The organism is Stenotrophomonas sp. P5_A9, from assembly GCF_056400525.1.
In genome coordinates this window covers 1-26,758 of record NZ_JBFULC010000025.1, presented here as the reverse complement: position 1 = coordinate 26,758, position 26,758 = coordinate 1, and the positions used below count along the sequence as shown (strand labels likewise).

At 63.7% G+C, this 26,758-nt stretch carries 23 protein-coding genes; 16 read left to right on the top strand and 7 right to left on the bottom strand.

Annotated elements, in window-relative coordinates:
- Positions 1–14: 14 nt before the first annotated feature.
- A complete protein-coding gene (locus AC1DR7_RS09870) occupies positions 15–872 on the top strand; it encodes an IclR family transcriptional regulator (protein WP_478052958.1) in 858 nt (285 codons plus the stop codon).
- An 89-nt stretch (positions 873–961) separates the two neighbouring features.
- On the opposite strand, the gene AC1DR7_RS09865 is transcribed toward AC1DR7_RS09870, so the two are convergent.
- On the bottom strand, positions 962–1,807 hold the full coding sequence (locus AC1DR7_RS09865) for an oxygenase MpaB family protein (protein ID WP_478076470.1): 846 nt from the start codon (positions 1,805–1,807) through the stop codon (positions 962–964).
- An 829-nt stretch (positions 1,808–2,636) separates the two neighbouring features.
- Between AC1DR7_RS09865 and AC1DR7_RS09860 the strand changes: the two genes are divergently transcribed.
- Positions 2,637–3,116, top strand: coding sequence for a glycoside hydrolase family 15 protein (locus AC1DR7_RS09860; RefSeq protein ID WP_457321663.1), 480 nt, complete (start codon positions 2,637–2,639; stop codon positions 3,114–3,116).
- Complete coding sequence (locus AC1DR7_RS09855) at positions 3,101–3,397, top strand: hypothetical protein (RefSeq protein ID WP_457321661.1); 297 nt, start codon at positions 3,101–3,103, stop codon at positions 3,395–3,397. The genes AC1DR7_RS09860 and AC1DR7_RS09855 overlap by 16 nt, the downstream gene beginning before the upstream one ends.
- A 123-nt stretch (positions 3,398–3,520) precedes the next feature.
- Here AC1DR7_RS09855 and AC1DR7_RS09850 read toward each other — a convergent pair whose 3' ends face one another.
- Both AC1DR7_RS09850 and AC1DR7_RS09845 read right to left on the bottom strand, forming a co-directional pair.
- Complete coding sequence (locus AC1DR7_RS09850) at positions 3,521–3,973, bottom strand: hypothetical protein (protein ID WP_478051899.1); 453 nt, start codon at positions 3,971–3,973, stop codon at positions 3,521–3,523.
- Positions 3,974–4,575: 602 nt separating this feature from the next.
- The gene (locus tag AC1DR7_RS09845) at positions 4,576–5,586 is read right to left on the bottom strand and encodes a glycoside hydrolase family 43 protein (protein ID WP_478052957.1); all 1,011 of its coding nucleotides are present in this window, start codon (positions 5,584–5,586) and stop codon (positions 4,576–4,578) included.
- Positions 5,587–5,690: 104 nt separating this feature from the next.
- Here AC1DR7_RS09845 and AC1DR7_RS09840 point away from each other — a divergent pair, with 104 nt between their 5' ends.
- The 12 genes from AC1DR7_RS09840 to AC1DR7_RS09785 all read left to right on the top strand — a co-directional run bounded on the left by AC1DR7_RS09840 (position 5,691) and on the right by AC1DR7_RS09785 (position 20,177).
- Positions 5,691–6,620, top strand: coding sequence for a 2-dehydro-3-deoxygalactonokinase (locus AC1DR7_RS09840; RefSeq protein ID WP_457320086.1), 930 nt, complete (start codon positions 5,691–5,693; stop codon positions 6,618–6,620).
- A 93-nt stretch (positions 6,621–6,713) separates the two neighbouring features.
- Entirely contained in the window at positions 6,714–7,859 is a 1,146-nt protein-coding gene (locus AC1DR7_RS09835) for an aldose epimerase family protein (protein WP_457320088.1), read from the top strand.
- Between the two features lie 110 nt (positions 7,860–7,969).
- Positions 7,970–9,118 carry a cellulase family glycosylhydrolase gene (locus AC1DR7_RS09830; protein WP_159496173.1) on the top strand — a complete coding sequence of 383 codons (1,149 nt, stop codon included), beginning with the start codon at positions 7,970–7,972 and terminating at the stop codon, positions 9,116–9,118.
- Between the two features lie 73 nt (positions 9,119–9,191).
- Positions 9,192–11,936, top strand: a complete 2,745-nt coding sequence (locus AC1DR7_RS09825) for a TonB-dependent receptor (RefSeq protein WP_478054687.1) — start codon at positions 9,192–9,194, stop codon at positions 11,934–11,936.
- Between the two features lie 96 nt (positions 11,937–12,032).
- The gene (locus tag AC1DR7_RS09820) at positions 12,033–12,755 is read left to right on the top strand and encodes a FadR/GntR family transcriptional regulator (RefSeq protein WP_457321292.1); all 723 of its coding nucleotides are present in this window, start codon (positions 12,033–12,035) and stop codon (positions 12,753–12,755) included.
- 10 nt (positions 12,756–12,765) lie between these two features.
- Positions 12,766–13,401 (top strand): 2-dehydro-3-deoxy-6-phosphogalactonate aldolase, encoded by a 636-nt coding sequence (locus AC1DR7_RS09815; protein WP_478076469.1) that lies wholly within the window; start codon positions 12,766–12,768, stop codon positions 13,399–13,401.
- Entirely contained in the window at positions 13,398–14,546 is a 1,149-nt protein-coding gene (gene dgoD, locus AC1DR7_RS09810) for a galactonate dehydratase (protein ID WP_159496169.1), read from the top strand. Before AC1DR7_RS09815 ends, dgoD begins: the two co-directional genes overlap by 4 nt.
- Before the next feature lie 14 nt (positions 14,547–14,560).
- Entirely contained in the window at positions 14,561–15,316 is a 756-nt protein-coding gene (locus tag AC1DR7_RS09805) for an SDR family NAD(P)-dependent oxidoreductase (protein ID WP_478051982.1), read from the top strand.
- Positions 15,313–16,254, top strand: coding sequence for an SMP-30/gluconolactonase/LRE family protein (locus AC1DR7_RS09800; RefSeq protein WP_457320986.1), 942 nt, complete (start codon positions 15,313–15,315; stop codon positions 16,252–16,254). The genes AC1DR7_RS09805 and AC1DR7_RS09800 overlap by 4 nt, the downstream gene beginning before the upstream one ends.
- Positions 16,251–17,810: a sodium/sugar symporter gene (locus tag AC1DR7_RS09795; protein WP_478051981.1), complete on the top strand. Its 1,560-nt coding sequence runs from the start codon at positions 16,251–16,253 to the stop codon at positions 17,808–17,810. The genes AC1DR7_RS09800 and AC1DR7_RS09795 overlap by 4 nt, the downstream gene beginning before the upstream one ends.
- 5 nt (positions 17,811–17,815) lie before the next feature.
- Positions 17,816–18,862, top strand: coding sequence for a sialidase family protein (locus AC1DR7_RS09790; RefSeq protein ID WP_478076468.1), 1,047 nt, complete (start codon positions 17,816–17,818; stop codon positions 18,860–18,862).
- Between the two features lie 196 nt (positions 18,863–19,058).
- Positions 19,059–20,177, top strand: a complete 1,119-nt coding sequence (locus AC1DR7_RS09785) for an alpha/beta fold hydrolase (protein WP_478076467.1) — start codon at positions 19,059–19,061, stop codon at positions 20,175–20,177.
- A gap of 888 nt (positions 20,178–21,065) precedes the next feature.
- Here AC1DR7_RS09785 and AC1DR7_RS09780 read toward each other — a convergent pair.
- The 4 genes from AC1DR7_RS09780 to AC1DR7_RS09765 form a co-directional block, all read right to left on the bottom strand.
- Entirely contained in the window at positions 21,066–22,364 is a 1,299-nt protein-coding gene (locus AC1DR7_RS09780) for an alpha/beta hydrolase (protein ID WP_457319643.1), read from the bottom strand.
- Positions 22,365–22,714: 350 nt separating this feature from the next.
- Positions 22,715–23,413: a hypothetical protein gene (locus AC1DR7_RS09775; protein WP_152153247.1), complete on the bottom strand. Its 699-nt coding sequence runs from the start codon at positions 23,411–23,413 to the stop codon at positions 22,715–22,717.
- A gap of 58 nt (positions 23,414–23,471) precedes the next feature.
- On the bottom strand, positions 23,472–24,332 hold the full coding sequence (locus AC1DR7_RS09770; protein WP_478076466.1) for an MBL fold metallo-hydrolase: 861 nt from the start codon (positions 24,330–24,332) through the stop codon (positions 23,472–23,474).
- Positions 24,329–25,300, bottom strand: a complete 972-nt coding sequence (locus AC1DR7_RS09765) for an MBL fold metallo-hydrolase (protein ID WP_457319641.1) — start codon at positions 25,298–25,300, stop codon at positions 24,329–24,331. Before AC1DR7_RS09765 ends, AC1DR7_RS09770 begins: the two co-directional genes overlap by 4 nt.
- Between AC1DR7_RS09765 and gcvA the strand changes: the two genes are divergently transcribed.
- Complete coding sequence (gcvA, locus tag AC1DR7_RS09760; protein WP_478052299.1) at positions 25,286–26,230, top strand: transcriptional regulator GcvA; 945 nt, start codon at positions 25,286–25,288, stop codon at positions 26,228–26,230. The two genes, AC1DR7_RS09765 and gcvA, sit on opposite strands and share 15 nt — an antisense overlap.
- Positions 26,231–26,758 lie beyond the last annotated feature (528 nt).

Sequence of the window (26,758 nt, the reverse complement as noted above, 5' to 3'; positions counted from 1 at the left end):
GCCAGAAGGTTCCCATGCCCCGCCAGACGCCCAGTGCCATCAAGGAAATCAACGCCAGCGACGGCGCGGACGTCATCGAATCGGGGGCGTCCGAGCTGGGCGCGGAACTCGGGCTTCCCACCGCCATCGTCTCGCTGAAAGTCATCGAGGCGCTGGCTGCCGCCCCTGCCGGGCTGGGCGTCACCCGTCTCGCCGAGATGCTCGGCATGCCTAAGGCCCGCATCCACCGCCACCTCAGCATGCTGCGCGAGCACGGCTATGTCGGCCAGGACCCGCGCACGAACCAGTATCGGGTCGGCTGGCAGATGTTCCTGCTYGGGCGTGCCTGCACCAGCCGCTTCGACGTGATGTCGCTGGCCAAGCCGGTGCTGGAGCGCCTGCGCGACCAGGTCGGGCAGACCGTGGTCATCGCCACCTACTCGGACAATGAGGTGGTGGTGATCGACTTCCTGCGCGGCACCGCGCCGGTGGAGATTAGCCTTCGGCCCGGGACGCGGTTCCATCTGAACACCGTCGCCCAGGGCAAGGTGGTACTGGCCTTCGCACCGGAGAGCGTTCGACAGCAGTTCCTGGATCAGCCGCTGCAGTCCTGCACGCCTCGAACCATCACCGATCCTGATCGACTGCGCGCCGAGATCGAGCTGGTGCGTCGCCGCGGCTGGGCCGACGCGCCGGAAGAGCTCTACATCGGCGTCAACGCGCTGGCCGCGCCACTGCTGCAGGCCAACGGCGAACTGTTCGGCACGGTGGCGATCATCGGTTCGATCCACTACCTGCCCGGAACGCCGGAGCCGGCGCATGTGCAGGCGTTGCTGGAGACCTCACGAAAGATCTCCGAACTCATGGGACTTCGCGGCCCGGCTCACTACTGACCCACAGAGTTCCGTGCATAGCTTGCCGATCCGGCGCCGCCTCTCCGGCTTGGAGCCATATCTGAGGGGCAAGGGAATCCCGACAGCGGCTAGCGACCCGGTGGCGCTGAGCGCGAGGACTTTAACCGCCTAGCAGCCTGTGCCGGGGGCATATCACGATACGGAACGAGGGCGGCTCCCCGGGCCAGCATTCTCACCAACAATGCGCCTCCCGAACGCAAGCGGAATCCTCTCAGCTGCGGGAGGGACCTTATCGGCTCAGGCGTCATGTCAACAGCCGCGCAGACCAGTAGCCTTTGAATCCAGCGTAGCGGCGCCGGAAGTATGGGTGCAGTGGACATGATAGAAATGAATTCGGCCAGGATGTCCGAACCTTCAAGCCCTGGCACTGTCCTTGTGTAAAGTGCCTCCCACTCCACCCACGATCTGGGTGCGCCAGTTGCGCCATAAAGCTTCGCAGCGGGCTCGGCCTCGACGAAGGCCGCGGCCTTCTCAGTCGGCGACAAGGCCCGAACATAGAGGTGGTACGCCTCGGTGAACCCGAATGTCGCGGTCGCCTGCACCCAGTCGAGCAACCGGGGGTCATTGGCGCGGTAGGAAACACCGCCCGGCGTGGTGCCCCGCACCCTGCCGTGAACGCGAACAACATGAGCGATCATCTCCTTTGCCACCGTGCGCGGCCCATACACAGTCACCATCGCAGCGAACCCGGTCCGGTGCAGCCGCAAAGCGGGGTCGCGCCGAAAGCCACTGTGATCCCAGACACCCGATCGAACAGACGGCTCGGCCAACTCGAGAATCACGGCCGCCACACCACCGATGTAAAGCGAAATAGGATTGGCGAATATGCGCCAAGAAACCCCGTCTGCGGGCGCAAGCGCCCGCTCACCCTCCGGTCGGCTGAAATCGAAGTCCAGTCCCGCAGGCGGGCGCATAAATCGCCTAACATTTCCCATCATCATCAATCCTCCTCAATGATTGTCAGGACCTCTTAGATCCCATATCAGAGTCGCAACTCGCGCCGCCGGATAAGAAGTGTTTACCAAGGTCTTTCCCACTTCCTTCAGGGCTACGCTCGCAAACAGACGTGATGCAAGCATGTCAGTATCGTCCGACGAGAAGCGTGAGGGCGCCCACATGGCACGAGTGGGGCGGCCGCGCACAGTCATTCGGCCGGCCTGCACATTCAGCTTCGCGCGCGGATAGGCGGCATCACAGTCGCATCGGTGGGGAAGCACCTTGGCGTTGCTGCCGGCTTTGCGCCGAGCAAGGTGAATAGCGCCCAAGTTCCGGGTGACTGGGAGATCGCTGCGCTGCTGGCCTCTCAGGACGATTTTTTCCGACGCACCCTGGTCGAGCGTCACCGGAATCTACCAATCAGACTGCGAATGGCAAACGTGGACCGAGGATTCTCAGTTCATCAACAGCCACACCCGAAGTCATCCGCTCGGCGCTCGCGCTGAGGTTTCTGTACCTGTTCCCCACCGGCGCCATCAACAGCGGTGAGCGCCTCGCTGCTCAAACGAATCAGTCGCGACAAGAGCCGGGACCGCCGTTTTCCTTGGGTGCGCCATCTCATTTACATCATCAGGGCCTTTCTGCGCCTGGGCTCACTGCCGGATGCAAACGCCGGCCCATATGGCTTATAACCAACGCCGGTCGCCACCATCTTAGCTGGCGCCGTGTCACACCCTACCGGGCAAGCGGTCGAAAAAAGAACGGTACACCGGAGTGCCGGGCTACCGGAGCAGCAAACCGGTCCCCATGGGCAACGCCGCCGTAGATCATTTGAGAACCTGCGCCTACGGTGACGTCCTGGAAATGGGCAGCCGGATGATCGATGCGGGCCACATCCTCGACCCCAACACTGCCCGGCTCTTGCTCGAACTGGCTGACGAATGCGCCGACAACTGGATGCGCAAGGACAGCGGCTTCTGGGAACTGGGCGACGCGCAGCACTACACGATGTCCAAGGTGGAATGCTGGATGGCGCTCCGCCGAGCCTGCGAACTCGCCGAAGCTGGCCACATCACCACTGCCCGTCTGCCGCGCTGGCAGCGCGAGAAGGAACGCATCCTGGACTGGATCGACGAGCACTGCTGGCATGAGGCAAAGCAGAGCTACGTGATGCATGCCGGCAGCGGCCGGCTGGACGCGAGCCTGATGCTGGCTTCGCGCTTCGGCTGGGCKAGGTGCGCCGGGAGCGTTTCACCGCTACTCGGGAGGCCATGCGGCGCGAACTGACGGATGAAAGCGGCGATCTGCTTTGGCGCTACAGCGGCATGCAGGACTGCGAAGGGACGTTCATCAGCTGCGCGTTCTGGATGGTGGAAGCTTACGGCCTGCTGGGCGAGACGGAAGAAGCCAATCGCTTGTTCGGCGCCCTGCTGGCCCGCGTCCAGAATGACCTGGGCCTTATGCCGGAGATGTGGAATCCCCAAGCCAACGGGGGGCTGGGCAACACGCCGCAGGGCCTGAGCCACTTGGCCTTGGTGCATGCTGCTGATGCGGTGGATGGCGAGTAGCGCCGCGCACCCACTTAGGCCGATGTTCCCCGGGGCGTTGAAAGGGCCGGCGCGAGAGTTGGCTCTATCCCAGGTTGCTACCGCTTCGGGTATGCACTGCCCCTGTTCGCACTCACCTAGCACCTATGCAGCCGTTGGTGGCTGGCCTCGCCCCGCCTCCTCTAGGTAAATTGCGAAGGGCCAGTCTCCCAGTTGCTGTGCCAACGAGAGGGCATCCCCTTCCTCCACATCCGCGCCATATCGAATGAGGACGGACGCAACAGATATCTTCGCGTCAATCTTCATCTCTTCTGCCATCACCAGCCAAACCAGAGGCGGCTCATCGCCTTCGTCTTCCGTGAAAGGATAGCTGTTAGGCCCTACACCTCGGCTTAGCAACGCTTCGACCAGCTCGATGTCGCCCTGAACACAGGCGTGATGCAACTGCGGGTAGGCCAAAGCCCTGCCGCGGTCAATGACGGCCTTCGGGAGCTGCTCGACCGCTTGGCACATTTGTCTAAAAGCTTCTCGAAACTCAGGGAGGGTCACATAGAGTTTGCCCCGCCCGTCAGCTATCGCCTTCGGCAGCAGTTCCATGGGTATCTCCTTTCAATCCCGGCTGGCGTGCTCGGACCCGCGCCCAACCATCCTATACCCACCGGCTTCCCAGTCACAGAAGTAGAGGCCAAGTCATCGTCGCTGCCATCTTGGCTGGCCAATGAACCAACATGAGGATTCACTAGGCACCGCGAAGCGCACGGACCACGCCTGGACGCGCTCAGTCCACCAATCCTTTGATGATCTCCAACCCGAACCGTCCGATCGCCGCAGCTGCCAGCTCTTCGTGGCACCTCTGATCCGCGAGCGGTCTGATATGCAGCTAGGCGCAACGCCGGCGAGGCGGTCCGGACCGGTGACCCGCCGCGGAATTCGAAAATTGCATCCTCATCCATCCTGCCACTGCCGGGCGCGGTGCCCAATTTATCCACCCTCGACTCGCATCCAGTGACGTATCGATGTGCCGTGCGAATATTCTCCTGGGCTCAATCTAGTATTGAGCGACTGAGTCCCGAGAACGCCTCGGCGGCAGCGCGCGCAATGCCCCCAGCCGAGCGCTAAAGCGTTTGGCTACCATAAACCGAGTATTGAGCCCTATGCCTGGGGCGCTCTTGTCAGTTCGAACATCCGCCCCACCGAAGCTATTTGAGCACTTTGGCGCTCTTCCCTACAGGCAGGTCTAGTGCAGGCCTGCCCTCCTCATCCCAATGCACTGGCTGCACGCGCGGCGAACGTTCGGGCGTACAACCCATTTCAGGGCCCGGATTGGCGTGATACACGATCCATGGCGTTCCGTCACTCATCTGGAAGAACCCGTTATGTCCCGGCGCATATACATTGCCGGCCGGGTTCTTCGCCAAGATAGGGTGCTTTTCCTTAGACCACGCTTTTGCATCCAAGGGGTCGGCGCCTGCTTTGGCGTGCAGCAGGCCAATGGCGTAATCATCGGACCAGCAGGCGCTGCCTGAGTAGGTCAAGAACAGGTCACCGTTAGGGCCCTCCAGGAATTCGGGACCTTCCAGGATCTGCCGTCCACCCTTCATCTCCCAAGTCTGGTCGGGGCGCGCGATGATGGTTTCCGCTCCAGTCAATGTCCAGGGATTGGACATGGCCACGATGGCCAGCACGCTGTCCGGGCCAACATAGGGGGAGTAAACGAAATAGCGCTTTCCCCCGGTGCTAAAGGTCGTGCCATCTATTCCAGGATGGGCAGTGGCCAGGCGGCCGCGGTCGCGCCATTCGCCGGTGGTGGGGTCCCCGCTGCTGTTCTCCAGCACGAACACGCCGCGGTGTGCGTCTTCCTGCCCTCCGGCAATGCCGCTGGCGGCGGCCGTGTAGTAGATGTACCACTTGCCCTCGATGCGGTGCAGTTCCGGGGCCCAGATCGAGGTGGCGTTGGGTCCGGTCGCCGGTGGCCGCCACACCGTGATTTCCTGTGCCGCATCAAGCTTGGCAAGATCGGTGGTGGCGCGGATCGCCAGCCGGTCGCCGTGTGTGCCCATGTAGTAGAAAATCTTGCCCTCGCGGGTGATCCAAGGGTCCGGCCCGGACAGCAGAAGTGGATTGTCCGTTGCCGGCGCKATGGCGGATACGCCGCCAGATGCCTGCAGGAGCGCCGTGACTACCAGCGCACGAAGCGTGCCATTGAACATCTTCCCCTCCCGTGGAATGCCGCGCTGACAGGCTTGCCAGCGCCGCACAACCAAATCATATAATCGGACAATAGGCAACACTCCGTCCGCCTTGAGGATTCGCCATGCAGCAGCGTCACACGGACAGCATCATTGGCATCAACTGGGGCAGCTCCAATCTGCGGGCCTACCTGATCGGGGCCGATGGACGAAGGCTGGACGCATACGAGATGCCCGTCGGAGTGGCACTGCTGCAGCGCGAAGGCATGGCCGCCGCCGCCGATGCGATCCGGGCACGGTGGCCCGACGCGGGCCATGCCTATGCCGCCGGCATGATCGGTTCCAACGTTGGTTGGATCGATGCCGGCTATGTGGATTGTCCTGCGGGCGTGGAGGCGGTCGCGCTAAGCCTAGTATCCGCCCGCATCGGTACGCTGGATGTGAGCATCGTGCCCGGCATGGCATGTGTGCGCCCCGTCGACGGTGCGCCCGATGTCCTGCGTGGTGAGGAGACCGAATTGCTGGGCTTGCTCAGTGGTGGAAACATCGGCCTTGATGCCATTGTCGCCCTGCCGGGTACGCACACGAAGTGGATACAGCTCATCGATGGGCGTGTGGACAGTTTCATGACCTCGATGTCGGGTGAACTGTTCGACCGTTTGGCCAGCGCCGGCCTGCTGGCATCCGTGCTTGAGGGGCCCGGCACACCCGGGGCGGCCTTTGCCGAAGGCGTGCGCGCGGCGGCAAACGGTCCGCTCGGGTTGGGCGCCCTGCTCTTCGGCGTTCGCGCGAAGATGATTCGGCGTGCGCTGCCTCGCGACCAGACCAGTTCGTACCTGCGCGGCCTGCTGGTCGGCGCGGAGATCGCCGACGCGCTGGCGCTGTTTCCTTCCCTGAGAGATGCGTCGGTGCCCTTGGTCGGTTCCGGTCCGGTCAACCTGCTCTACCAGGCGGCATTGGCCGAACTGGGCATCGCAGCGCGGCCGACCGCGTCACCGGACGCTGTGGTGCGCGGCTTTTCGGCCATCCATGCGATGACTGCCGCAACGCAGTGACGGTCCGCATTGAGCGCTTGTTGCGTCGCAACGTGCGTATTGTCTGATTATATGTTTTTGTACGCTCCACGACATCGAGAGGGGTCTTGAGCAATGCGTGCTGGCAAGGGGAAAACGGCAGGATTGATCGGCGTATTGGCACTTTCCGCAGCGGGTGTCGCCGAGGGCCAGGAGCGGACGGTGGTGGGCAAGTTGCCGGATGGAACCAAAGTGGAATCCATCTTGCTGCGCGATGGCAGCGGCATGCAGGCCCGGGTTCTGACCCTGGGCGCGGCACTGCATTCGCTGGAAGTCCCGGACCGCGATGGTGCGTTCGCCGACGTGCTGCTGGGCGACAAAGATCTGCAAGCCACGCTGGACAAACCGCAGTACTTCGGCACCATCGTCGGCCGGTTCGCCAACCGGATTGCCAAGGGCCGCTTCACCCTCGATGGGAAGACCTACCAGGTCCCCGTCAACAATGGTCCCAACAGCCTGCACGGTGGAAGCCGGGGATTCGACAAGGTGGTGTGGCAGGTCGTGGACGTCACACCGGACCACGCCACCTTGCGGCATGTCAGTCCCGATGGCGACATGGGCTTCCCCGGCACACTCACGGTCACCGCGACCTATGCCTTGAAGGGCAATGGCCGGCTGGAGATCGACTACAGCGCCACCACCGACGCGCCCACCATCGTCAATCTCAGCAACCACTCCTACTGGAATCTTTCCGGTGAGGGATCGGGCTCGGCGATGGGGCACGAGCTAACCATTCCGGCCAGCGCCTATACGCCGGTGGATGCGACGTTGATTCCCACTGGGGTGCTGCAGCCGGTGGCAGGGACCGCGTTCGATTTCCGCACGCCCAAGGCGATCGGTCGCGACCTGCGCCGGGGCGACGAACCGCAACTGCTGCACGGCCAGGGCTACGATCACAATTGGGTCATCAGCAAGGCGCCGGTGCGTGAACTGCGGGAAGTTGCCCGTGTCCACGACCCGCGCTCCGGTCGCGTGATGACGCTGCTCTCCACTCAGCCAGGGCTGCAGTTCTATTCGGGCAACTTCCTGGATGGCAGCACGGTGGGCAAGAGTAGCCGCGTGTATCGCCAAGGCGATGCGATCGCGCTGGAACCGCAGTTGTTCCCCGATACCCCGAATCAGCCGGCCTTCGGCTCGGCACGACTGGCGCCGGGTGAGACCTATCTGAACCGGATCGTCTACGACTTCACTACGGACCGCGCTGCCAACCAACGCCGCTGATCCCGCGCCCTGCGCACCTGCCGGTCTCTGTGCCGGCACCACCACCACGTAGCGCCCGCCTCCCGGTTTCCGCCAGGACGGGCAGCTCATGATCCAAGGAGATGCATCTGATGCGAAAGTGGCCTTCCCTCTTGCTGGCGACGTTGCTCGCCGTTGCGCCCATGGCGCATGCGACCGAAGCCGCACGCTGGACGCCGGCGCAGGCTGAAAGCTGGTATGCGAAGCAGGAATGGCTGGTGGGGGCGAACTACACCACCTCCAACGCCATCAACCAGCTGGAAATGTTCCAGGCCGACACTTTCGACCCGGAAGCCATCGACCGCGAGCTTCGTTGGGCGCACGAGCAGTTCGGCATGAACACCATGCGCGTGTACCTCCACGATCTGCTCTGGCAGCAGGACCCGCAGGGCTTCATCAAGCGCGTGGATACGTTCCTGAGCATCGCTGAAAAGCATGGCATCCGCCCGATGCTGGTGCTGTTCGACAGCTGCTGGGACCCGGACCCGAAGCTGGGCCCGCAGCACCGCCCCATTCCCGGCGTGCACAACTCCGGCTGGGTGCAGAGCCCGAGCCGCCACATGCTGGTGGACCCAGCCAACGACAAGCACTTCCGCGAGTACGTGGAAGGCGTGGTCGGCGCATTCGCCAAAGACAAGCGCGTGCTGGCCTGGGACCTGTGGAACGAGCCGGACAACCCCGGTGGCGGCAACTACATGGACAAGCAGTTGAAGGGCGAGCAGGAGCGCATCGCCGGGCTGTTGCCCCAGATMTTCGATTGGGCGCGTGCCCAAAAGCCGGTGCAGCCGCTCACCAGCGGCGTGTGGATCGGTGATGACTGGTCACCGGGCGCCGCCTCCCTCACCTCGATCCAGCGCACGCAGTTGGAGCGCTCGGACGTGATCACCTTCCACAACTACGAGCAGCCTGAAGCATTTGTGTCCCGCATCGAGCAACTGCGCAAGTATGGCCGCCCGCTCATCTGCACCGAGTGGCTTGCCCGCGGCGCCGGCTCCAATGTGGACACGATCCTGCCGATCGCCCGCCGCGAGAACATCGGGATGATCAACTGGGGCTTCGTTGACGGCGCGATCCAGACCCGCTTCCCTTGGGACAGCTGGCAGCGCCCGTACACGATGGAGGCACCGACCGTGTGGTTCCACGACCTGCTCAACGCCGATGGCACGCCGTATCGCGCTCGAGAGGCGGAGCTGTTCCGCACCCTGGCAAAAACGCCGCGCAAGTCCGTTCCTGCCTTCTGACACCTGACGGCCCGCCATCGACCGATGGCGGGCCACCCGCCGCGCTCGCTTTCCGGAATCCGGAGATACCGCCATGACTCGCCATTCCTCCCGCACCCTGCTCTCCCTGGCCATCCTGTCCGCCCTTGCCCTGCCCGCCCTAGTGCAGGCGCAGACTGCGGGTGCGGTAAATGTGGCCACGCCTGACCCGGCTGCGCAGCCCACCGCCGTTGACCTGGATACCGTCACGGTTACCGCGCTGCGCCAGAGCCTGCAGACCGCCCAGACGATCAAACAGGAGGCGGCGATGGTGGTCGACTCGATCGTCGCCGAGGACATCGGCAAGCTGCCCGACAACAGTGTGGCCGATGCGCTACAACGCGTAACTGGGGTGCAGATCGCCCAAGGCAGCCAAGGCGAAACCACCGGCGTTGTGATCCGCGGACTTCCCAACGTGATCAGCACGTTAAACGGCCGCGAGATTTTCAGCAGTTCCGGTCGTGGGTACGCGTTCCAGAACTTGCCGGCCACCGCCATCAAGAGTCTGAACGTCTACAAGAGCAGCGAGGCCAGTTTGCCGCTCGGCGGCATCGCCGGCCTGGTGGATATCCAGCTGCGCCGCCCACTCGACTTCGATGGCGCTGAAATTGCTGGCACTGTCACCGGCACCCACAGTAAGTACGCCGGCGATATCGATCCCTCGGCCAGCCTGCTGTTGAGTAACCGCTGGGATACCGATGCAGGTGAGATCGGTGCGATGGTCAACTTCGGCTATATCGGCAAGCGTTACGCATACGACGCGGTCTGGGGCGACTTCCCTAAGGTGCTGGAGAACCCCGGCGGCTCGCCGATGCGGACCGATGACGGCAACCTGATCGCGGCGCCCAACGGCTGGGGCACCAACTACAACCATGGCGACCGCAAGCGCAGCGCATTCAACTATGCCCTGCAGTGGAAGCCGAGCGAGAACACCGAGGTCTACGTCGAAGGTCTTTACGACTACGTGCGCGACGACTATGACCAGGCGTTCCTCTTCAGTTTCCCGGTCGGCGTGGTGCCGCCCACCGGGCTGCAGGTGGGCAGCAACTGCTATCCCAACCAGCTGGCGGGCCCGCTCTCGGGTCAGACCATCTGCGATGCCACCAGTGGTTCCTGGACCGGTGATACCTACGCGGCCAGCAGTACCCAGGCTCACAAGCAGCGCGGCCAGGACATTCAGAACGCGCTCGGCTTCAAGTGGAATGGCGACCAGCTGCACCTCTCCACCGAGGTCGCGCGCACGTCCGGCTATTACCGCGATGAGAACTTCATCATCGATACGTTCTTGAGCGGTCCGATCACAACGGTGTGGGATGGCACGGCCGGCAATCATCAGAATTGGTACCTGGCGGGCGACCCGGCCATGGATCCGTCACGGTTCTATCTGAATGGTCTCTTCCAGACTTGGGGCGAATCCCGCGGTGAAGAGAACAGCTGGCGAGGAGATGGCAAGTTCGATTTCCTGGACGGCCCGATCGCATTCCTGCAATTCGGCCTCCGCTACGCAGACCGCAACGCCAGCGCCAAGGGCAGCGTGGAAATCAGCACGCCGCCGCCGGGTGGCGCAGGCACCGGCAACATCACCGCGAACCCGAACCCTGCCAACCAGGTGGTCGGGCTGTTCCCGGCTAACAGCTTCTTCTGCAGCAAGCGTGGCAACTCGGCACTGAGCCAATCCTTCCTCACGCCCTGCTACGACTACCTGATCAACAACGCGGATCAACTGCGCGCTTATTACGGCCTGCCGGATGGCCTGGCTGCCGAAAACCCCGGTCGCTTCTTCGACATTCAAGAACGCAAGTCGGCTGGCTACGTGCAAGCCAAGTACGATTTCGATGTATTCGGCCTGCGTGCCGATGGATTGGTGGGCGTGCGCGCAGAGAAGATCAAGCGCGACCTCAATGCCTTCTCGTTCGATGCCAGCACCGGCGTCTACAGCGCTATCACGCGGAATACGCAGGACACCAATACGCTGCCCAATGCCAGCTTGAATTTGCACTTCAATGATGCCTGGCAGTTACGCGTGCTGGCCGCGAAGACGCTGAGCTACCCGGACTTCGGTGCGCTGAACCCGTCGATCTCGCTGAACCCGGGCACTGTCAATCGTGCGGGTGTGGCCAGCAGCGGCAACCCGGACCTGAGCCCTATCAAGTCGACCAACTACGACGTGTCGCTGGAGTGGTACTTCTCGCCGGTGGGTTATGCGAGTGCCGGCGTGTTCTATCGCGATATCGATGGCTACATCCAGAACTACATCACCAATGTGGTCATCGCCGGTGAGGACTATGAGCTCTCCTCGCCCCAGAGCGCCGGCAGCGGCCATCTGCAGGGCGTGGAACTGGCGTATCAGCAGACCTTCGACTTCCTGCCGGGTGCATGGAGCGGCCTGGGCGCGCAGCTGAACTACACCTACATCGAGGGCGACACCAAATCGCCGGAGTTCATCGGTGGCCCGGTGATTTCCCGCCCGCTGCAAAACGTATCCAAGAACAACTACAACGCCGTGCTCTTCTACGAGAACTTCGGTCTATCAGCTCGCTTGGCCTACGGCTATCGCAGCCGCTACATCGACTTCTTCACCCAGCCGACCGTTGCTGGAACCGAAGACCAGGTCGAGCCGGCCAGCTCGCTGGACTTCTCGATCAGCTACGACGTGACCCCTCGCGCCACCGTGGTGTTCTCGGCGACCAATCTGCTGGGCAACAATCTGCACCAGTTCTGGGGCAGTGGCGATACGCGGCCGCGCGACATCCGCTACCAGGATAAGACTGTGGCCATGGGCTTCCGGTTCAAACTGTGATGACGGCCGCCCCCATGTCAAAGCAAGCCACCCTGCCGAACCCCTTTTGTCGGATAATAGGAGTGACCGCGCTCAGCGGAGCACCAAGCCAAAGGGGTGTCTGTGAAACGGATCGAGCTACGCAACCTTCACGATCAGGTTACCCAGGAGATCGGGCAGCGCATCGTCAGTGGCACGATCAAGCCGGGCGAGTACCTGCCCAAGGAAGAGCTCTTGGCACAGACCTTGTCGGTGAGCCGCTCGGCGCTTCGCGAAGGGTTGAAGGTGCTCGGCTCCAAGGGGCTTATCGAAACGAAGCAGAAAACCGGTTCGCGGGTGCGCGAGCCCCGATTCTGGAAGCAGCTGGACAGCGACATCCTGGCGTGGCGCTGCGCGCTGATGCCAACCCAGGACTTCGTGGACAAACTGGTGGAAATGCGCGAAGTGATCGAACCTGCGGCGGCCGCCTCGGCAGCGCAGCGGCGGTTGCCCGCGCAACTGGCCAAGATCAAGGCGGCCTACCTGGCGATGGCCGACGCGCCGGACCAGGACGCGTGGGCCAAGGCGGATCTCTCCTTCCACGAGAGTGTGCTGGAGGCCACCAACAACGAGCTGCTGAGCTCGCTGTTCTCGGTGATCGACGCCGCGCTGGGCACGTTCTTCCTGCTCTCGGCGCAGACTGCCAAGGACTTCAAGTACTCGCTGCCGCGCCACTTCGACGTGTACGACGCGATCCGGCTAAAGCAGCCGGAGGCGGCGCGCGCGGCCATGTTGGACATGATTGCCGATTCCCGCGCCAACCTGAAGGGAATTCGCGCCCCACGCAAACCACCACGCTGAAGGATTTCCCATGAGCACCGCCTGGATGCAACCCCTCCCATTGGTTGCCATCCTGCGCGGACTCACCCCGCAGGAGGCGCCCGCCGTCGGTGCCGCACTTGCCGATGCCGGGTTTCATATCCTGGAAGTGCCGCTGAACTCTCCACAGCCACTGGAGAGCATCGAATTGCTGGCCAGGCAGCTCGGTGACCGCTGCCTGGTCGGGGCGGGCACCGTGCTCACCACCGCCCAAGTGGATGACGTGGCCAATGCAGGCGGCCGCATCATCGTGATGCCGCATGCCGACGTTGAGGTCATCGCTGCCGCGCACGCCAAGGKCATGCGCTGCACCCCCGGCGTGGCCACGCCCACCGAGGCGTTCGCCGCATTGCGTGCCGGTGCTGATGCATTGAAGCTGTTCCCTGCCGAGCAGTTGCCGCCGCCTGTGCTGAAAGCCTGGTCCAGCGTACTGCCCGCCGGCACCGCGCTGCTGCCCGTGGGCGGCATCACCCCCGAACGCATGGCGGCCTACCGCCAAGCGGGCGCGGCCGGGTTCGGCATCGGCTCGGCCCTGTACGCCCCCAAGACCCCGCCAGCAGAAGTGGCGCGCCGCGCGCGCGCGTTCATCGACGCTTGGAGCAGCACCAACACGGACCCCCATGCATGAAGATCACTGCCATCACCACCTACCTGGTGCCCCCGCGCTGGCTGTTTGTCCGGATCGAAACCGATGCCGGCATCATCGGCTGGGGCGAGCCAATCGTAGAGGGCCGCGCGCATACCGTGGCCGCTGCGGTGGAAGAGCTTTCCGATTACCTGATCGGCAAGGATCCCCGGCACATCGAAGACCACTGGAACGTGCTCTATCGCGGCGGATTCTACCGTGGCGGCCCGATCCTGATGAGCGCGCTGGCCGGCATCGACCAAGCGCTGTGGGACATCCATGGCAAGGCGCTAGGCGTTCCCGTGCACGCCCTGCTGGGCGGCCCCGTGCGCGACCGCATCCGCGTGTATTCGTGGATCGGCGGTGACCGCCCGGCCGATACCGCACGTGCGGCCAGCGAAGCGGTGGCACGCGGTTTCACTGCGGTGAAGATGAATGGCACCGAAGAAATGCAGATCGTCGACACCCATGACAAGGTCACGCGGGTGCTGGAAAACGTACAGGCCGTGCGCGATGCGGTCGGCCCCGATATCGGCCTGGCCGTGGACTTCCACGGCCGCGTGCACAAGCCGATGGCGAAGGTGCTCATGCGTGAGCTGTCGCCGTTTGGTCTGATGTTCATCGAAGAACCGGTGTTGTCCGAACACTTGGAGGCGATTCCGGAACTGGCGGCCCTCTCCCCCGCCCCGATCGCACTGGGGGAGCGCCTGTACTCCAGGTACGATTTCAAGCGGGTGCTGCAGGCGGGCGGCGTGGACATCCTGCAGCCTGACCCCTCGCATTCGGGCGGCATTACCGAAACCCGCAAGATCGCAGCTATGGCAGAAGCGTATGACGTTGCCATCGCCCTGCACTGTCCCCTCGGCCCGATTGCTCTGGCCGCCAATCTTCAGCTGGATGCGGTCTGCTACAACGCCTTTATCCAGGAGCAGAGCCTGGGCATCCACTACAACGCCAGCAACGACCTGCTCGATTACCTGGTTGACCGCTCGCCCTTCGATTACAACGAGGGGTTCGTCAAGATTCCCAATGGCCCCGGCCTGGGCATCGAGATCAACCAGGTTTACGTCGACGAGCGAGCCGCTGAAGGCCACCGCTGGCGCAACCCGATCTGGCGCCATGCCGATGGCAGCGTGGCCGAGTGGTGAGCGCGGTGAAGACCATGACCCATTACCCCAGTTTAAAGGGCCGCGCGGTATTGATCACCGGYGGCGCTACCGGCATTGGTGCCGGTTTTGTGGAGCATTTCGCCCGGCAGGGCGCAAAGGTGGCGTTCTTGGACATCGATGACAGCGGCGCCCAAGCACTGCTCGATGAGCTGCGTGACGTTGAGCCGGTACCGCATTACCTGCGCTGCGACATCACGGATATCGAGGCCTTCCGAGCCACGGTCGCCGAGGCCCGTGGCTTGGTGGGGCCGTTTTCAGTGCTCATCAACAACGCGGCCAACGACGCACGCCATGCCTTGGCCGACACCGGCGTGGCCGATTTCGAGCGCAGCGTGGCGGTCAATCTGCGCCACCAGTACTTCGCGATCCAGGCCGTGTCGCCGGACATGCGGTCGCTGGGCGGTGGCTCGATCATCTGTCTGGGGTCGACCGGCTGGATGATCAAGAACAGTGGTTACCCGCTGTACGCCATGGCCAAATCCGCGGTACACGGGCTGGTGAACGGGCTGGCCCGCGAGCTGGGCCAGGACCGTATCCGCATCAACGCGCTGGTCCCCGGCTGGGTGATCACCGAGAAACAGCAGCGGCTGTGGCTGGATGCGGAGGGTGAAGCGCAGCTGCGGCGCTCGCAATGCCTGCCGGGCTACCTGCGTGCGGACGATCTTGCCCGTGCCGCACTGTTCCTGGCCGCCGACGACAGCCGCATGTGCACCGGCCAGGACTTCATCGTGGACGGAGGCTGGGTGTGACCGCCGCGATGAGCGTGGCGGTTCCCTCGGGAAACACCCTGGGCGAAGGCGTGCTGTGGTGCGACCGCGAGCAGGCGGTGTACTGGACCGACATCCAGCAGTCGAAGTTGTGGCGCTACCGTCCACAGGACGGGGCAATCACCCGCTGGCCGATGCCGGAGCGTCTGGCCGCGATGGCGCTGTGCGAAGCGGACGGTTGGCTGCTGCTCGCCCTTGCCTCCCGGCTGGCGTTCTTCCACCCCGAACGCAATGAATTCCGCGACCTGCAGGACCTGCGTGGGTTGGCAACCACCGATACGCGTGCCAATGATGGCGCTTGCGACCGTCAAGGCAGATTCGTGTTCGGCATGCTGCATGAGCCCGCCGAAGGCCCAAAGCAGGCGGTAGCACCGTTCCTCCGCCTCAATGCGGACCTTACTTTGGAAACCCTGCCGCTGCCGCCGGCCGCCATTTCCAACAGTATTACCTTCAGCCCCTCAGGCGACACGATGTACTTCTGTGATTCGCTACAGAAGCAGATCCTGCGATGTGATTACGGCAAGACGCTCGGGCCGGCGCAGCTGTTCGTTGACCTGCAGGCCGAACCCGGCGAGCCCGACGGCAGCACCGTCGATGCCGAAGGCGGCCTCTGGAACGCCCGGTGGGGCGATGCACGCGTGGTGCGTTACCTGCCCGACGGTACCGAGGATCGCTCGATTGCCACGCCGGTCAGCCAACCGACTCGCCCGGCCTTCGGTGGGCCTGGACACCGCACGCTGTTCATCACCAGTGCGCACGAGGGGCTGGATGCCGCCGCGCGTGCAGTTGACCCCCTTGCCGGGCACCTGCTCTCCATCGAAAACGCCGGTATCGCCGGCCTTCCCGAAGCCCGGTTCGCCGGCGACCCCACCAGCTTGCCGCCCCGCGCACCGCGTGGGACTTCCGCGGAGATTCCATGAGCCTTTCCACCCTTGATATCAGCATCGTGCTGGCCTACCTGGCGGGCATTTTCATCCTTGCACAGTGGGTATCGCGCGAGAAAGCCGGCCAGCAGAAGTCTGCGCAGGACTACTTCCTGGCCAGCCGCAGCCTGCCGTGGTGGGCCATCGGCGCCTCGCTGATCGCAGCCAACATCTCGGCCGAACAAATCATCGGCATGTCCGGTTCGGGCTATGCGATCGGCCTGGCCATCGCGTCGTATGAGTGGATGGCCGCGATCACCCTACTGATCGTCGGCAAATGGTTCCTGCCGATTTTCCTGCGCAATGGCATAACCACCATGCCGCAGTTCCTGCAAGAGCGTTACGGCAACCGCATCCGCACCCTCATGGCGGTGTTCTGGCTGGGCCTGTATGTGTCCGTCAACCTCACCTCGATCCTGTGGTTGGGTTCGATTGCCATTGCCGGTGTTGCTGGCCTCAACCAGGATGTTGCACTGGTGCTGCTCGGCGCGTTCGCGCTGGCTTACCAGCTGTACGGCGGCCTGAAGGCGGTGGCGCTGACCGATATCGTGCAGGTGTGCCTGCTGGTGCTGGGGGGCCTACTGGTAACCGTGATCACACTAAGCAAAATCGGTGATGGCAGCGTCAGCGACGGTTTCATGCACCTCTGGCAGCAGCACCCGGAGCGGTTCGAGATGATCCTGAGCAAGGACAACCCGTTCTACAAGGACCTGCCGGGCCTCTCGGTGTTGCTGGGCGGCATGTGGATCGCCAATCTCAGCTATTGGGGCTTCAACCAGTACATCATCCAGCGGGCACTGGCGGCCAAGAACCTGCGCGAGGCCCAGAAAGGGGTGGTGTTCGCCGCCTCCCTCAAGCTGCTGATCCCGGCCATCGTGGTTCTGCCCGGCATTGCCGCGGTGATGCTGGCGCCGGATCTGGAGCGACCCGACGCCGCCTACCCCACCATGCTGGCCCTGTTGCCCAGTGGCATCCTCGGGCTGGTCTTCGCGGCGCTGGTGGCGGCAATCGTCGCGTCGCTGGCCTCGAAGATCAATTCGGTGGCGACCATTTTCACCCTGGATTTCTACGCCAAGCGCGCGCCGGACGCCTCGCAGGCGAAGCTGGTGCGGGTGGGCCGCATTGCCGCCTCCATCGCCATCATCGTCGCGGTGATGACCGCACGCCCATTGCTGGGCGGGTTCGACCAGGGCTTCCAATACATCCAGGAGTTCACCGGCTTCTTCACGCCCGGCATCGTGGTGATCTTCCTGCTGGGTCTGTTCTGGAAGCGCGCCAATGAGGCCGGCGCGCTGGCCGCCGCAGTGGGTTCGTTCTTGCTATCGCTGGTGTTCAAGCTGCTGTGGCCGTCGCTGCCATTCCTGGACCGCATGGGCGTGGTGTTCTTGGCGACCCTGCTGCTTGGGGTCGGTGTTGCGCTGGCTACCCGCGCCAGTGGCGACCGCGACCGCATCCGTACCGATGACGTGGGCTATGCCACCTCCCCGTCATTCAACGTCGCCTCGCTTGCGGTACTGGCGATCCTGGTGGCCCTGTACGCAACTTACTGGTGATGGACATGCAACTGATGCTTCCCCTGCGCACCCTGATGCTGGCCGTGCTGACAGCCGTGGCGCTCCCTTCGCTGGCGGCCGAGGTGACCTGGACCGATACGGCCACGGTCGATGCGGAGAATGCGGGCTGGGGCCGCCTGGCACGCCTGCCCGACGGACGCTGGCTGGCGGTGACGACGCGCTATCCCGGTGGCGAGACCACCACGCTGCAGCTCTCTGTCAGCGACGACAAAGCCCGCACGTGGGCGCCGCTCTCCCGGGTGGAAGAGCCCAAGCGAAAGCTCGACAACGGCGAGCTGATGGTCCTGCCCGAAGGTCGCGTTCTGCTGGCGATGCGCTCGCTCATCGATGGCGTGTCTTACCGATTGAACGTGTATGCCAGCGACGACCAGGGGCGCAGCTGGCGGTTCCTCAGCACCATCACACGCAACGAATCCCCTGCCGGTCGCAAGGACCGGGGGGTGTGGGAGCCGGTGTTCACGTACCTGGAAGATGGCACCTTATCGGTGGTCTACGCCGACGAAACCCGGGCGGACGAGCAGCCCTCCTATAACCAGGTGGTATCGCAGCAACTGTCCCGCGACGGAGGGCGCACCTGGAGCAAGGCGGTGACGATCGCCAACCAACCCGGTGGCGGTCTGCTCCGGCCTGGCATGCCTGTGATGGCGCGGCGTCCGGACGGAGGTTACCTGATGGTGCTTGAGACCTGCGGGGATGACCCGCAGTGTCCGGTTTCCTACAAGACTTCCGCCGATGGCCACACTTGGCCGGCAGGCCTGGGCACTCCGCTGGCGGACCAGCGCTGTGGCCCCCACGTCATGACCACCCAAAGCGGCACCATGTTTGTCACCTCCTGCTCCAACGAAGTGAGCGCAAGCGAGGATGGCGGTGTCAATTGGAAGACAGTGAGGCCGCCCGCATGGCCGATCGGCTTCCGCCACTCCTGGCCGGCAGTGGTCRAATTCGGCCCGCAGGAAATTGGCGTGGTCAATGTGGTCGACGGAAGCGTGAAAGTCCGATTTGGAACTTACACGTCAACGGATCGCAACTGAGTACCGCTAACCCTGGCTAGTGACCACATAGGTCAGCGCGTCGTCGGCTTCAACCGGCCAACGGCGGAGATGCTACTCAGTTCACCCACCTGACCAAGGTGACCCAGCGAAAAAAACCCCGTTCGGCTACTGCTTCTATGGCGGCAGCCATTGCGTCACAATACTCGCACCTGTTCCCTCATGCTCTTCCATTCCAATGAGCAATCGAATCCTCTGGCTCCTCACTCTGACAGCTGCCGGGCTTGCGATTTTCGACTCGTCCGCCGCCTCTTGGCCTGAAAGCCGTAGCGATGCCGTAAAAGTGGTCGCGGAGATCCGCCGAGTGGTTGCGGACGACGGCGTGGAGCGGCTGGAGAAGGTCCGCATCGGCGGCATCGATCAGTGGGTATCGATCCGTGGGTCGAATCGTCGCAATCCAGTGCTTCTCATGCTCCACGGCGGGCCGGGCTGGGTATCGATGCCCACCAGTTGGTATTTTCAACGCGGCTGGGAAGAGTATTTCACGGTCGTCCAGTGGGACCAGCGCGGCGCTGGCAAGACCTACGCCGCTAACGAACCGTCCGTGATAGCACCCTCCATGACGCGCGAACAGATGGTCGCCGATGCGGAGGAGATGGTTGCATGGCTGCGGCGGGAGTTCGGAAAGGAGAAGATCTTCCTGCTGGGCCACTCTTGGGGCAGCTACCTCGGCCTGGAGGTCGCGCAACGCCATCCCAATTGGCTGCATGCCTACATCGGCATCGGACAGATATCCAACGCCCCGGAGAGCGAGCGGCGCGGGTGGGCGTGGACCCTTCACCAAGCCAAGGAGGACGGAAACGCGAAAGCAGTAGCCGAGCTCCAAGAGCTAGCCCCGTATGCGCAAGGCGCCGCGCCGGTTCCCTTGCAGAGCCTCTTCAAACAGCGCAAGTGGCTCAACCACTACGGGGGCATGGTTCACAACCGCCGTGGCGGCGATGCGGAAGCTGCAGCGATAAAGCTCTCCCCGGAGTATTCGGATGCCGACGTCGCGGCCATCTGGAACGGCAACGACTTCTCGATGGAGCACTTGCTGTCGGAGGTCTTATCCCTGGACATGTCATCGGTGCGTCGCATCGACACACCCGTGTTTCTGTTCTTGGGCCGTCATGACCACAACGTGTCTTCGGAACTGGCCGCCGAATGGGCCGACAAGCTCGCCGCTCCCGAGAAGCAGATCATCTGGTTTGAACAGTCTGCTCACGAGGTCATGATTGAAGAGCCGGGCAAGACACTGCTTACCCTCGTCCAACAAGTTCGCCCCATTGCAGAACGCGCAGGCGATACAGCACCTTAAATGAGGGGGCCCGCCAGAGAGTAAGTTCCACGCACTTTTATGCCCACAAAACCAGCCATGGAAGGGCTACCAGCCCTTGCGCGATTGCGTGGAGTTTGGCCGCCAGCTCAGGCCGATCGACGCTAGCAGTGAATTCCTGCAGATCCATCGCGGGACCAATAAAGGCCGATGTCAGACGAGCGCCGTCCAAATCCAAATGGATCCACGTGCCCGCGCGATTCATGGAAAAACTGCGAAGGGCGCCCCGCCCGCTTTCCGAGAGCCTGACCCTGAACTGCGGGTGCCCACTGGCGCCGTAGCCAAGAAATCGAATCGCGCTGAGCTCGACACGAGGTTGTATCAATTGTTGGATCTTCTATTGCCGTGATGGGTCGGCCTCTTCCCGATGCCTCCCCGCCTGAAACGAATTTACCCGTGTCTCTCCTGCCACGGACCGCTCAGAGTCAACTGCAAGCCAGTTTACGTCGAGATCATCCGTGCACCACCTAACTTGCTGACTCATTCATTGACCGGATGCAAGAGAGACGCAAGACGTGGGTAGGAAGAGGGAGGGGACAAAGAGAGGGCGAAAGCGACAGAGCGCTGCCATCTCGCAGCCGAATGTAAGCGCGCGGCCGGTATCGGTGACCAAGCAGCACGCCTTGCTCCGGTCGCTCAGATATTGCCCGGACTGGAAGCCGGGCAAGCTGCAGCCCCGCCCAGATCCACCCCGCCGTCACCAGCACCAAGAATGGCAAGGCGAAGCTGAGGCCATGGCGGGCGCTGCGTCGATTGCATGCCAGCGGCAAGCATCACCGCTACGCACAGCATCGGGACCCACCAACCACAGCAGCCGCTATGCAGGTGGGCGGGCTACGGCCCAATCCGCGACCATCGCCGTCCAAACCTTCATCGCTGTGCCTCAATCCACTGTGCCACGTCGTCCACAAGCTGCGGAAGGACGTTGCCGGGCGTGTTGTATTCCTGCAGCGAACCCGGGCCTTGGCCGGCGACGCCCAGGTGGTTCACCGCCGGATAGTGTTTGAAGCTGACTTGGCGCTGGCGAGCCAAGCCGTGTTGCCACAGCTGCCAGTCCGTATCCACGACTTGGAAGTCACGGCCGCCTTGGAGCAGCAAAATGGGCAGTGCTGAGGCCTTGGCGTCGGCGACCGGATCAATGTTCTCGAACGCGCGCCAGTAACTCGCCGGCACGCCCAGTGGCAGGTCCTTGGCAGCAACCGGTGCCGTGCCCCGTGCGGCGGCGATCTGCCCGTCCAGTTTGTCCAGGATGGCCTGGTCGTCGGCGCTGATGCTCCCATCCAGGCCCAAGAGGTAGCGGTTCTGTTCCGGCAACACGGTCAGCAGCGAGCGGGCCGGCGCTGACCACAGGACCAGCCCCGCCACCTTGCCCGAGCGCTGCGCAATGCGGGGCGCCAGCATGCCGCCCTGACTGTGCCCCATCACATAGACGTGGTGCGCGTCGATGCCCGGGGCCTTGGCCAGGCCGGCGACGGCGGCGACGGCATCGTTGGTGGTTTCATCGTCCATCGTGTAGTCGTTGCCGCTGAACTCCTGCGGCCGTGCCTTGGTACGCTTTTCGTAGCGCAGCACCGCGATCCCGTGGGCGGCCAAGCCGCGCGCTACGTCCAAGAACGGACGATTCGGTCCAATCGTTTCATCGCGGTCCTGTGGACCGGACCCGTGCACCAGCACTACCGCGCGGAACGGCCCTTTGCCCTTGGGCAGGGCCAGCGTGCCCGGTAGGGCGCCCTTGTCAGACACCACGTCGAAAGGCAGCTCTTGGAAACTTGCATCAGCTGGCACTGGGGGCGCTGGCGGCGCTTGTGCGGTCGCCGGTTTGAAGTTCAGGCCGGCAACGCGGCCGCCGGCATCTACCGCTACTTGCGTGTCGATGTCGCCCACCGCAAACCTCAGCCGCTGTGTCACCACGCTCACCTCGCCGCGCGCAGTGACCTGTGCCGCGCCGCGATCTTGCAGCGCGCCGAACGATTGCCACAGGGCCTGCAGCTGCGCCGCCGGCACGGCCTTTGCCATCTCTGGAGTGAACATCGCCTCGGCCGCGGTAGCCTCACCGGCCTGAAGATGATCGAGCAGGGCGGCAGCGGTCTGTGCCGGCGGCGCAGCTTGGGCGAGCGTGGCGGTGAAAAGCAGCATCATGCCCATGCCCCAACGTGTCAGCGCGCGCATCTCGCACCTCCTTCTTGAGAATCCGCACCGCCGGCGCCGACGGCAGGTGGACCGCGTCGTTCAGTTCCGAGCGCGGCCGCCCTTGCCGATTCACTTCGTCTCGGAGCGCCCTTCGGTTCGCCTATCGGATTCGTTTCGATTTGAACAGTCAGGTAGCTCCAGCGTGTGCTCATGGCTTGATCTCCAATTTGGGGTTGAGATTAGGCAGACAGGCTGCCAAACGCTGCTGGCCTCTCATTCCAATGCGTCGGAATTCCATGCAGGAGGCCAGCCTCGGGCGTCACAGTGTCAACCAGCATGGCTTGCCCACCAGGCAAAGTTCATTCTGGACACCGGCTGCGCTTCGGAGCCTATTGCACCCTCGCCAGTCCCGTTTCCGCCTCTGGCGCCAGCGTGTGAATTACCTCCCCTTTTGCATTGAGGAACTCGATGGCGCCGTACCCCTCTTCGGTTACGGTCAGCCGCAGGCGTGTCTTGTCCGCTTTGTCGTTCAATGCGATCGCAGGGGCACCGTCTGCACCCACCACCATTCGGATGCGCGTGGACGTTTTAACCCCGGGAACCAAGCGGTTGTCGAGGGCAGGCTCACGCAGCAGCGGCGGTGCTTGGTTGATCGAGAACGCCACCTCGCCGTCCGGCGAGACGCGCCAGCCGATGGCATCCATCGCCGGGTGATCCAAGGCCAGAACGGCCATCCCCCCGGCCACGTCGGCGGTTCCGAAGCCGCCCCGCTCGCTGCCCTTGTCGTCGTAAAGCACCAGCCCGGCGACGTTGAACGCCCGGCGGTATTGGATCCCATCGATGATCGGCGCCGGCGTCCGGCCTGAAAGGGTCATGCGGATGACCCCGTTCTCATCGACGATATCGATGCGCTGTGCAGTGATCCGATCATGGTCGGGCTTAGCGACCTTTGTCTCCGGACTGCGGGACTCAATGATGCGCTGCAGCGCGTCCAGAGAGGGTCGGGACGGGGCTGAATCCTCCGTCGCATTTGAGAGAGGAGAGACAAACATGGAAGCAAGGAAAACGGCGAAGGCAAGTTTCTTCATACAAGTTCCCGTGACGGTTAATGCTTCTGGCGTAGCGCTTTGACGCTTCAGCAAGACCTCACCTCCACGTCACCCACGCCCCCGGCTGCACTGACTGGACGTCGATGGCAGTTCCCCGCGCCACCCTGACCAGAGCGCCCAGAGGATCGTCTACTTCCTGATACTCATCAACCCCCGATATGCCGTAGTGGATTGGGACGAGAAGCCGCGCGCCCAGGACGGTTGCGGCGGCGATGGCCTGCTCGGGCGTCAGAACGCCCGGCTGTCCGCTGRCAGGCTTGCGCCATCCGAACGTGGCGCCGTTGATCGGCAGGAACGCCACATCGAAGGGTCCGAGCTGACGGCCGATCTTCCACCAGTGGCCGTGCCACATCGTGTCTCCCCCATGGAATACCCGCCGGCCCGCGGCCGACACTACCCAGGACACCTGAGTATCGCCGTATCCGTCCGAGGCGGGCACCGCCGTGGCGGTGAAGTCACCTAGCAACTGCGGCTCCCAAAGCGTTGCGGGACGTGCCCGGGCGCCTCCAGGGACGGGAAGCGGATGGGTCCCCTCGGGGTAAATCAAGCTACCGCCGTTCCGCAGCGCCTGGACCACCGCACCGGCGTCGAAGTGGTCCGAGTGGACGTGCGTCAGCAAGACCGTCGTGTCGCCCACCCCGCCCTCAACGGGAACCAGGACGTCCGGCAGTGCCCTGCCCCACTCCGCAGCATTGGTCAGGGGGTCGATCAGCAAGGTTGAGCCTGGCAGCTGCAGGCGAATGCCCGCCCAGGCAAGGCGCTGAATCCGCAGGTCGTCCGACGCTGGCCGTGCGACGGCGTGGGAGACCGGCAACAGCGCGGCCGTGGCGCCAGCGGCGAGGCCGGAAAGAAAGACGCGACGGCCCATGCGTGCGCCATCTGTCACGTCGCCGCTCATGCGACATCCGCCGAACGGGCCAGGTAGGTGTCCAGCTCAAAGATGCCCTGGGATTCGATGGCCTCCAGGTTGTGCAGATGCCACGCCGTTTCGAACGCGCTTGCCTCGACGCCGGGCGCCAGGCAATCCCCGATCCGAAGGGTGGCCAACCGGGACGCCAGCGATGCACCCTCGCCTTGCGCGCGTATCGCCACCACGTTCTGGCGGATCCGGTCCAGGTAGTGCAGTGCGTTGTCGAGCACGGCGGCGTCAAAGCGGCCCATGTGCCCACCGATGACAGTGCCGCGCCCGAACTGCTTCACCCGACCAATGGCCGTTCGAATCTGGACCGGATCGGCCTTTGAGAGGTAGACGATGTTGCCCACGATGTTGTCGCCCACGCAGACCAAGTCGGCGGTGGGAACATCCACGCTGATGTGATCCATCGTCTTGCCGGGATTGTGCAGCAGGCGTAGCTCATGGCGGCCCCAGCGGATGCGCATCGCGCTGTCGAACACCACCTGCGGCTCGCAGTAAAACGCGTCGACACGGCGGTTCTGTGACAGGAAGGTGTGGCGGTAGTTGCGGTGCGCGATGACCATGGCATCGGGGAAGGTCGAGAGCCCCGCGATGTGGTCGCTCATGAAATGGGTGGCGACGATGACGCGCACCGTTTTCCCCAGCTCGTCGCAGATCAGCACGCGCAACGCAGCCGCGTCGGCCGCACTTCCGAGTGCATCCACCAGCAGCGCGTCATTGCCATCGAGGAACACGGTTGCAACGGATTGGTGGTCCTCGCCGACGCACAAGAACACGTCCGGACCCAGCGGTTTCAGATGCATGTCGGCTACCCTTTGAATGGAGGCCGCCATGATTGACGGACGGACAGACGCCGACAAACGAGAAGATTTGACCTTCAGATTAGTAAAACTAACCTGATAAGATCGGCCATCCGTGCTGGCAGGAACCCCCTGATGAAGCCGCGCCACGCCCCTCCCCTCACTGCGTTGAGAGCGTTTCAGGCCGCTGCACGTTCCTTGAGCTTCCAGAAGGCGGCCACCCAGCTCTTTGTCACACCGGCCGCGGTGAGCCACCAGGTCAAACGCCTCGAGGCCCACCTGGGCACCGAGCTCTTCGAGCGTGGCCATCGTACGGTGACGCTCACCCCGCAGGGCGCCGCCCTTGCGGCGTCGCTCACTGAGATTTTCGGGATGCTCGATCTCGCACTGGACCGAGCCGCACCGGCTGAACCCGGCCACCTGCGCGTCAGCACCATGGAGTCTTTCGCCGCGAAGTGGCTGGCGCCCCGGCTTCATCGGTTCCACGACGCCCACCCGGATATCCACGTTCGGCTTTTGACGACCGATCAGCTGGTCGACGTTGGCCAGGACCAAGTTGATGTCGCGATCCGATACGGCCTGGGGACATACCCGGGCGTGCAGGTCGAGAAGTTGATGGACGCCCCGGTGTTTCCGGTGTGCGCCCCGGGCACGTCACGGAAGGATGGCAAGCCGATTGCATCGCCCGCCGATCTCGCCGATGTCGCGTTCATCCATGATCAAAGCGCTGAAGGACGTCCGGGCGTTCCCGATTGGGCGGCGTGGCTGCAGGCGGCTGCCTTGCAGGGCGTATCCGCTAACGCCGGCCCCTTGTTTCCCAGTATCTATCTAGCCCAGGAGGCAGCGGTCAACGGGCACGGCGTTGCGTTGGGATTGGCTCCCCTGGTAGAAGAAGATCTGCGGCGAGGACGGCTTGTTAGGCCCTTCGACGGCAGCCTGCCTAATGCGTATGCGTTCTGGGCGGTCCGCCCGCTCGCCGCACGTCGTAAAAGCGCAACAGACGCCTTCTGTCACTGGCTGCAGACGGAAGCCACCGGAACTCTTTCCTCACCCGCCTTGCAGCGGACCGGTGTCCCTTGACCCCTCGACGAATCAAGGGCCGGTCCGAAGCCGGTGAGCAGGCTCGGGGGCGCCAGAGCCAGGGAGCCGGGGCATCCGCTGCGGAGAGGAGGTGGTCCGTCACTACAGCCCCATCACGCTCCGGCGGAGATGCTGCGTTTCAGCCCCCCCTGTTCAGGAGCAGCGATGCCCACGTCAGCATCCTTCGTTATCCGCTCCTTTGAAGCGATTTATGCCTCGTCGGGCGATGTGGAGCGCATCCTCGCCCTGACTATGGAGTGTGGCAAATGCAAGGCGACCTCATCCTCAGGAACGGGCTCCTTGGTTCAATTGTCTGGCGGTGCACTGTTCCGGTGCGCCCATTGCGGTTGCCACCAAGCCGTCAGCAACGCTCGGCTGTCGGCCATCCAAGGCCCCACCGGCGGGGGGACGTCGGCGTCGAAGCCGCTTCCCCGAGAGGCGACTTCGGCACGCAAGCCCATCTGCGCCAGACCGCCGTCGCTGCCGCTTGCAATGACGAGGTAGCCACCTCATAGGGTGACCACAGCC